This is a genomic window from Phenylobacterium terrae, assembly GCF_042681205.1.
Taxonomy (GTDB): Bacteria; Pseudomonadota; Alphaproteobacteria; order Caulobacterales; family Caulobacteraceae; genus Phenylobacterium; species Phenylobacterium terrae.
This window is the reverse complement of sequence record NZ_JBHUEY010000001.1, coordinates 2,820,565-2,828,645: the sequence shown is the minus strand read 5'-3', so window position 1 is coordinate 2,828,645 and position 8,081 is coordinate 2,820,565. Positions and strand designations below refer to the sequence as shown.

The following is an 8,081-nucleotide window of genomic DNA, read 5'->3' as shown; positions in this document are numbered from 1 at the left end:
CTCCGGCGCGAACTACCTCTACGGCATGATGGGGAACGACACCCTCGACGGCGGCGCCGGGCAGGACAACCTGCACGGCGGCCCGGGCGCCGACCGGTTCGTGTTCAGCAACGCGGCCCACTCCACCGCCGCCGCGCCGGACCGGATCCTGGACTTCAGCGCCGCGAGCGGCGACATCATCGACGTCTCGATGGTCGACGCCAACGTGGGCGTGGCCGGCGACCAGGCCTTCGCCTGGGTGACCAGCTTCACCAACACCGCCGGCCAGGTCCGCGCCGTCTACGACGCCGGCCAGAACCGCACCGTGCTGGAGTTCGACACCGACGGCGACGGACAAGGCGACGACATGGTCATCCACGTCGTCGGCCAGGTCACCTCGTCGGCCGGCTTCGTGCTCTAGCCGCCGATCGGGGCGGTCCGCCAGGGCCGCCCCGCCCCCGGGCTATTTCACCATCTCGACGTAGATGGAGATGTTCGACGCCGTGCTGTCGAAGTAGCGCGTGTCGCGCAGGATCGGGCACCGGCTCTGTCCATAGGCCGACCGGTAGATGTGGCGGAACCCCGCCTTGCGGCCGAACTCCACGATGCGCTGATAGGGCCAGAAGTTCACATGGCCGCCCAGCATGTGCCTGTGGACGTCGAGGCTGACGCGCCGGGTCACCTCGAGCATGGCCCGATCCCGCCCTTCGGCGCGCACCAGGGATTCAAGCTCCGTCCGCTCCACCGGCGTCGGCAGTTGCGCGCCTTCGGCGTTGACGGCGGCCATCGCGGCGGTGCCGCGCCACGCCGGTTCGAACAACGGGGACATCTGCGAGGCCGTCTCTACGAGGAAAGACGCGCTGACCGCTTCGGCCAGGCTGCTGAAGCCTGGCCTGATGGGGAAGGAATAGCGGGCCGCGTCGCAGCTGACGAAGCCCTCGTAATAGTACTCGAACTCCGGGCAGGTGATCCGAAGGACGCCGCCGGGCGCGAGCAGCCGGTAGGCCTCCGAGAAATAGTTCAGCGCGCCCTTGTCCTGCAGGTGTTCGATCGTGTGGCTGCTGAACACCGCGCCGGCGCGGCCGGACGGCGCGTCGATCGGCTCGCCGCTCTCCGCGTCCCAGGCGATGTGATACTGCGATTTGGAGTAGTGCTCGGACGGATAGTCGACGCCGGTCCAGGCCGGATGGCTGAACGAGCCGCAGCCCAGATTGTAGAAGCGCCGCTCGGCCAGCGCCTCGAAGCCGAACCGCTCGAGGTAGAGGTCGTAGATCGGCGTCGAGTAGAGCGTCCCGAGTGCGTTGAAGAACTCGCGGAAGCTCTGCGGCTCCAGGCGCGCGCCGACCAAGGCTTCGCGCATCCGCTTTTGGCTTTCCCGCTCCGCAAACTCCGGCGCGACGCCGGCGCCGATCATGGCGGCCTTCATGCGCGCGCCCGCCGCGGCGATATGGGGAACATTGATCTGCAGCGTCCCCTCGGCGGTCGACACGCGGTGACGGTCCGGGCTGGCCATCCGCATGTAGTCGGCCAGCGCCTGATGCTGCGGATCGGTCCACTGCGGCTCGGGAAGGGCGTAGTCGCCGCGGACGCTTCCCGCCGTGATGCGTTCCTGCACGTCCCCGAAATATGGCTGCTTGTTTTCAAGCACCCACAGCAGCTGCTGCTCGGCCTGTTCGGTCGCGTAGATTTCCGGAAGGTAGCGGTCGACCAGCCGCTTGCGGGTGGCCCGCGCGTCGGCCAGGGCCTGCGCGGCATGGGCCCTGAGCAGACCGCTTGCCGCCAAGGCAGGCCCCTCCTCCAAGGACGCGAGGTGTTGCGCGACCTCGTCGACGGACTTGTCGAGCAGGTAGGACCCGCGCGGAAAGACGTCGGGCTGGGCGCCCGGCAGGGGAAGGGGATCGGCCAGCCGCTCGGCCACGGCGGCGTGCGCCGCGGCGATGATCCTCTCTTCCGCCGCCACGGCCTCGACCCGAAGCACCCCTTCCGTCAGGGCGAGGGCGGTGATCTCCGGAAGAGCCCGGGCGAGCGCTTCGCGGATCGCTGAATCCAGCACGTTGCGCAGCTTCGCCTCGGCCGCCCGCTCGGGCGACGAACGTTCGATGTGGGCGCGGAGCTCGGCCGCCCAGAGCTCGGGATCCGGCCCCAGCACCCGCAACTTCTCCGGACGGGTGAGCACGTCGCGCGCGGCGCGTCTGGCGCGGGCGAGCAGCCGGGCATCTTCAGGCACGCTTGGGCTCCAAGGTTCGAACGAAGGGCACGGTTATCGTCCATCGGGGACGCGTCAATGCGGTATTGCGGCCGCCCCCGGCGACGCCAGAGCTTGGCGCGGGCGCCGATCGCTCAATCCGGATAGAACAGCGCCCGGAACTCGCGCGTGCGGGCGCGGATCAGCTCCCGCTCGCGCTCGCCGATGTGGCTGATGTTCTCACCGCGCGAGGGGTCCACGCCGGCGCCGGTGTATTCGGGCATGTTGTACGAGCGGAACTGTGGGTCGTACGGCCACGGCGGAGCCCCGACGGCCTCGGCCATCCTGGACAGCGTCGCCGCCGGATCGGCCGTGAAGTCCTCGTACCGGATGAAGGTGCAGTCCGCTCCCGACTCCGCCAGGTCCACGATGGCGTCGCAGAACTTGGCGTAATGCCCGAGCGCATGCTCGAGCTCGGGCGAGGGATAGCGCCGGTAGATCGAGGCCAGGTTTGTTTCCGGCCGCCGCACGATGCAGACGAACCGGGCGTGCGGGTGGAAGCGCCGGAGCTCGCGGTGATGGAGGACGTTTGCCGGCGTCTTCTCGCCGAGAACACGCCGCGACGCGAACTGCGCCGGCGTCAGCGAGCCGTAGACGAGCGCCATCACCTGGCGCCAGTCGCAGCCTTCGCGCACGGCCGCCAGGATCTGCTCCACATCCAGAAGGTCGCCGTGCAGCGCGAAGCGGGCCAGGTTCTTGTTCGGCTCGGCCGGGTTCGCCCCCGCCCCGTAGTAGGTCGACACCAGCATGCCCAGGAGCCACTTCACGTGGCTCATCGCGGCCGGCTGATCCGGGTCCTCCGGCAGCGTCGGCACGAAGTCGGCCCGCATCCCGTGTTGCTCGCCGATCCGGCGCGTCTCCGCGATCTGGTGGCGCATCGAGATCCAGCGCAGGAAGACCATCGTGTCGTTCAGCACGAAGACGTCCGGAGAGCTCGACAGGGCCGCGCCGACGATCGTCGTCCCGCTCCGCTCCGGACCGAGGATGAAGAAGTCGGGCGATCTCGCCTGAGTGCGGCCGCCGGGGCCCAGGTGCAGGTCCGCGGACTCGCCGGCCGACGCCGGCCGCGACGGCTTCAGGGCGAGCACGGGCCGCGACAGCACGTCGGACCGCCCCAGCAGCCGCTGCTTGAATGCGCGCCGGGCCGCGGCGTCGCCGGACGGTAGCGCCGCCCATTCGTCCTTGGCCTCGGCGACCAGGGCCTCGACGTTCGGCCGCACCCGCCCCGCCTGTTCGGCGATTCGGAAACGTTCGGGAGACGCCCGCCGGAAGTGCTCGATCAGTTCGCCGGGCCAGGCGCCGGGATCATCGCCCAGAGGCCCTTCGTCCACGGGCGCGGTGACGGGGATGTTCGCCACCAGCGCCTTCAGCTTTGCGGCAAGCTCGGCCGGGTCGAGGGCTGCGCCTTCGGTCCGGCCCCAATCGACCGCCTGGCGAAGGGACGGCTCGAGCGTGCCGGCGGCCTGCGCCGCGGCGAAGCGTTCGGGAGAGCTCGCTTTCAGGTAGGCCCTGAGCACGTCCGCCCAGTCGGCCGGATCGTCGCTGAAAACCGGGTTCGCCGACCCACGATCCTCGACTGAGCCGCTCATGTCGCCCTCATCCCCTTGCGGCAGCGACACGACGGCGCGCTTTTGCGCTGTGCCGCCGCGTTCCTCTACCTCCCGTCGTGTCGAGCCGCTAGCTTGCGATGACTCGCCACTCGGAGGGATGTCCACCATGCCGCCCGCACCGGCGGCGCTGCGACGGCGGCTCTGGCTCCTGACCCTCTGGGTTCAGGCCCGCTTCGCAACGCTGTTCTACATCCTGCGGACCTGCGGCTTGCGGCCCGGCCGCATCCATCGGGCGTGGCGGCGCACCCGTGAGATCCGGCCGCTGCTCGATCCGGGCTTCTACGACCTGGTGCGTCCCCGCCCGGGCGTGGTGTCGCCCTACTGGGACTATGTGCTGTCCGGCGAAGCGTTGCAGACGCCGCTGCGGCCCAGGTCGCTCGGCCACGACCCGCGGCGCGCGCCCGCCCAGGCCCGCGCATTGCTTGGGCTGTCGGCGGGCGCGACCGACTGCCGGTTCTCGGTGATCATCCCCACCCGCGACCGGGCCGCGCTGGTACCGGAAGCGATCGGCTCGGTGCTGCGCCAGACGGTCTCCGACGCCGAGGTGCTTGTCGTCGACGACGCCAGCCGCGACGGCACGGAAGCGGTGCTGCGGGACCGGTTCGCATCCGAGATCGAGACCGGCCGGCTTCGGCTGCTTCGCGGCGAGGGCCGGGGCCCCGCGGCGGCGCGCAACGTCGGTCTCGCCGCGGCCCGGGGCCTCTATGTCGCCTACCTGGACAGCGACAACGTCTGGGCGCCCGAGCATCTGGAGCTGCATGCGGCGGCCCTGGAGCGGGGGCTGGCCTCGTCCTCGCGCGCCGTCGGCCGCGCCCCGCTGACCGCCCAGGAGCTCAGCCGGGCCTGGCAGCTTCAGCGCGGCGTCCTGGACATGAACGGCTTCGCCCACGAGCGCGCCCTCGTCGACCGGCTCGGCGGCTTCGACGAGCGTCTCAACCGGCTGGAGGACTGGGATTTCATCCTCCGCATGACCCGCGCGAGCCCGGCGCAGATCATCGAACGCGAGACCTACCTCTATCGGATCCAGCCGGACAGCGTGAGCATCCGCAACCCGCTGGTCTCCAACCGCGACCGGGTGATGCGCAACCACGCCCTCGAGCGCGGGCTCATCGGGCTCGAGCCGCTGCGGGTGGTCCTCGGAAGCTGCGCCGCCGCCACGCCGGTGGGCCGGCGGCTGGCCGCCTTGCCGGCAGATGGGGCCGAGACGCCCGGCGGCCAGGTGGTGATCGCCGCCCCGGGAGACCTCGCCACGCTGGATCTCGGGCCCGCCGACTCGCTCGTCTACCTCGGCGCCGCGCCGCCCCCCGCGGTGCGCCACCTCGTCGCCGCCACGATCGCCGAGGCCGGCGAGCTGGACCTGCCGCGCCTGGCGCCGGGCGAGCTGGGCCTGTGGGGCGCCGAGCTCGCCGAGGCGAGGCGGGACCACCAGCCCGAGGCCGCGTCAGTCCATTGACCGTCCAGTTCGACCAGGTGCTGCGGGAGTACGAGATCTTCCAGCCGCCGCCGGAGGTTCGCCGCCGTGCGCTTTGGGCGAGGCGGCTGACCGCGCGCGCCGCCGCCGTCGCCTCGGTGGCCAGCAGCGCGCGCCGGTTGGCCTGGCCCTCCGCCCCCGGAGCGTGGCGGCCGGCCGTGGCGGGGGTGGAGGCCTGGGCCTTCACCCCCGTCGAGCGCGAGGTGCTGGCCCCGGTCGCCGAAGCCTCCGCCGGACGGATCGAGCTCATCGATGCGGCCGATCCGCTGGGCCTGTGGCCGCGCCGCGACTTCGCGCGGGCGCGCGTGCGCGCCGGCGCCGGGCTGCTGACGCGGCTTTTCGGCCCGCGCCGCCACGTGATCGCGGACTGGGGCGCGGAGACGCGGGATGCGATCAGCGCGCTGGCGGAGGTCGAACTCCATCGCCGCAGGCTGCGCCAGCGGCCCGCGGCGGTGATCGTCGCCAACCACTACTCGCCGCGCCAGGCGGCGCTGCTGACCGCCGCCCGCGACGCCGGCGTGCGCACCCTCTACGTCCAGCACGCCGCGGTCGGCGGCATCGAGGGCCCGCTGTCGACCGACGTCTCGCTGCTGCACGGCTGGGACGCGGTGCGGAAATATCTGGCGCAGGGCGAGCCGGCCGGCGAGGTGGTCGTCCTGGGGTCGGTGAAGGTCGAGGAGGCGCGGCGGTGCGCCCCCGGCGCATCGACCTCCGTCGGCCTTGCGCCCGGCCTCTTCAGCCAGCCGGAGGCGCTGGAGCGCCTCGCCCGAGCCCTTTGCGCGAGCGGCGGGCCGGGCGTGCTCGAGCTTCGCCCGCATCCGGCCGACCGGCGCGTGTCCGCCTGGCGCGCCGTCGCCGAGCGGATCGGGGCGCGCTACTGCGACAGCCGCTCGGTGCCGACCGCCGAGTTCCTCGCACGCCAGTCGCGCCTGTTCGGCGGCGATTCCAACATCATCCTGGAGTCCCTGGCCCTCGGCATCCCGGCCAGTCTCATCGACGAGGCGGCCGCCGGCCTGGACCAGTACGGAATGGTGCGCGCCGGCCTGGCCGTCCCGCCCGGGGGCGAACGCTCCTCGGCCGCCGCCGTCAGGCTGCGCCGGTACGTCCACCCGGCCCCGGCCGGCGGAGCCGCGGCGGTCGCCGCCGCCATCGCCCTGGACCCTCAGGCTCTGGACTCTGGGCGATTGCCGCTGCGGCGGCGCAGGGTCTGCGGCGATATCTCCGTCTGGGCGCCGTGGGATCGCGTTGGTCTCCCCCCGTCTCCGTTGCTAGAAGCACCACCGCAATCTGGAAGCACTCGGGAGCAGGCATGTCCCATCGACTGATCGCCCGTCTCGACATCAAGGGGCCCAATCTGATCAAGCCGGTCCAGCTCGAGGGCCTGCGGGTGATCGGGGACCCGGAACCGCGCCTGGCCCGCTATTACGCCGAGGGCGCCGACGAGTTCCTGTTCATCGACGCGGTGGCGAGCCTCTATGGCCGCAACAACCTCTCCAGCCTGCTCGAGTACTCGGTCCGCAACATCTTCGTGCCGGTCACCGCCGGCGGCGGCGTCCGCAGCGTCTCGGACGTGGAGCAGATGCTGCGGTCCGGGGCGGACAAGGTGGCGATCAACACCCAGGCGGTGCGGACCCCGGAGCTGATCTCCGATATCGCCCGCCGCTTCGGCTCGCAGTGCATGGTGCTGTCGGTGCAGGCCAAGCGTCGGGTAGGCGGCGGCCCGGGCTGGGAGTGCTACATCGACGGCGGCCGCGAGCACACCGGCCTGGACGTCGTGGACTGGGTCCGCCGGGGGGCCGACCTCGGGGCAGGAGAGATCCTGCTGACCTCGGTGGACCGAGAGGGCACGCGCAAGGGCTTCGACCTGGAGCTCGTCTCGGCCGTCAGCGAGGCGGTGAACGTGCCGGTGATCGCCTCCGGCGGCCTCGGCCGCTTCGAGCACGCCGGCGAAGCCGTGCGCGCCGGCGCCAGCGCCGTGGCCGTGGCGGACATGATCCACTACGACCGGGCGACCCTGAACGAGATCAAGGCGGCCAACCATCCCATGTTCAGCGTGCGAGCGGCGGCATGACCCGCGACGTTGTTGTCGTCGACTATGGGGTCGGCAACCTGCGCAGCGTGGCGCGGGCCCTGGAGGTCGTCGGCGCGAACGCGCGGGTCAGCAGCTGCCCGCGGGAGATCGCCGCCTCGGACCGGCTGGTGCTGCCCGGCGTCGGCGCCTTCCGCGCCTGCGCCGAGGCGCTGCGCGCCGCCGGCCTGTGGGACCCGGTCCGCGAGCGCCTCGGCGACGGCCGACCGGCGCTCGGCATCTGCGTCGGGCTTCAGATCCTGTTCGAGGCCTCGCATGAGTTCGGCCAGACCGAGGGCCTGGGGCTGCTGCCCGGCGCCGTCGAACACATCCCGGTGGAGCGGCCGGACGGCGGGCAGGTGCGCGCGCCCTTCATCGGCTGGAGCCCGATCGCGCCGGGCCGCGGCGGGTCCTGGGACGGCGCCATCCTGCGCAACCTCTCGCCGGGCGAAGAGCTCTACTTCGTCCACTCCTATGCGGTCCGGCCGACCGATCCGGCCATCGAGCTGGCGGTCACCGACTATGGCGCCGGTCCGGTCTGCGCGGCGGTGTTCAAGGACGCGCTCTGCGGCGTGCAGTTCCACCCCGAGCGGAGCGGCCCGGCCGGCCTGCGGATCCTGGATGCCTTTGTCTCGCTCTAGAGCTCCCGCCGGCCGCGGACGCGGTGCGGGCGCGCGGGCCCGGCGCGGTCGCGGCTAGGAGGCGCGG

General features: G+C 72.2%; 7 protein-coding genes. 5 read left to right on the top strand and 2 right to left on the bottom strand.

The window, feature by feature from the left end; all coding sequences use genetic code 11:
* On the top strand, positions 1-400 hold a 400-nt coding region (locus tag ACFSC0_RS14110; RefSeq protein ID WP_377355169.1), incomplete at its 5' end, for a M10 family metallopeptidase C-terminal domain-containing protein.
* A 42-nt stretch (positions 401-442) separates the two neighbouring features.
* On the opposite strand, the gene ACFSC0_RS14105 is transcribed toward ACFSC0_RS14110, so the two are convergent.
* Both ACFSC0_RS14105 and ACFSC0_RS14100 read right to left on the bottom strand, forming a co-directional pair.
* Complete coding sequence (locus ACFSC0_RS14105) at positions 443-2,206, bottom strand: class I SAM-dependent methyltransferase (protein WP_377283518.1); 1,764 nt, start codon at positions 2,204-2,206, stop codon at positions 443-445.
* A gap of 113 nt (positions 2,207-2,319) precedes the next feature.
* The gene (locus tag ACFSC0_RS14100) at positions 2,320-3,813 is read right to left on the bottom strand and encodes a sulfotransferase (RefSeq protein WP_377283519.1); all 1,494 of its coding nucleotides are present in this window, start codon (positions 3,811-3,813) and stop codon (positions 2,320-2,322) included.
* Between the two features lie 127 nt (positions 3,814-3,940).
* On the opposite strand from ACFSC0_RS14100, the gene ACFSC0_RS14095 reads away from it, so the two are divergent.
* The 4 genes from ACFSC0_RS14095 to hisH are packed head-to-tail and all read left to right on the top strand — an operon-like array spanning position 3,941 to position 8,014.
* Positions 3,941-5,287 carry a glycosyltransferase family 2 protein gene (locus ACFSC0_RS14095; protein ID WP_377283520.1) on the top strand — a complete coding sequence of 449 codons (1,347 nt, stop codon included), beginning with the start codon at positions 3,941-3,943 and terminating at the stop codon, positions 5,285-5,287.
* Positions 5,284-6,630 (top strand): hypothetical protein, encoded by a 1,347-nt coding sequence (locus tag ACFSC0_RS14090; protein WP_377283521.1) that lies wholly within the window; start codon positions 5,284-5,286, stop codon positions 6,628-6,630. The genes ACFSC0_RS14095 and ACFSC0_RS14090 overlap by 4 nt, the downstream gene beginning before the upstream one ends.
* On the top strand, positions 6,615-7,376 hold the full coding sequence (gene hisF, locus ACFSC0_RS14085) for an imidazole glycerol phosphate synthase subunit HisF (RefSeq protein WP_377283522.1): 762 nt from the start codon (positions 6,615-6,617) through the stop codon (positions 7,374-7,376). The genes ACFSC0_RS14090 and hisF overlap by 16 nt, the downstream gene beginning before the upstream one ends.
* On the top strand, positions 7,373-8,014 hold the full coding sequence (hisH, locus tag ACFSC0_RS14080) for an imidazole glycerol phosphate synthase subunit HisH (RefSeq protein ID WP_377283523.1): 642 nt from the start codon (positions 7,373-7,375) through the stop codon (positions 8,012-8,014). Before hisF ends, hisH begins: the two co-directional genes overlap by 4 nt.
* The last annotated feature ends 67 nt before the right edge of the window (positions 8,015-8,081 follow it).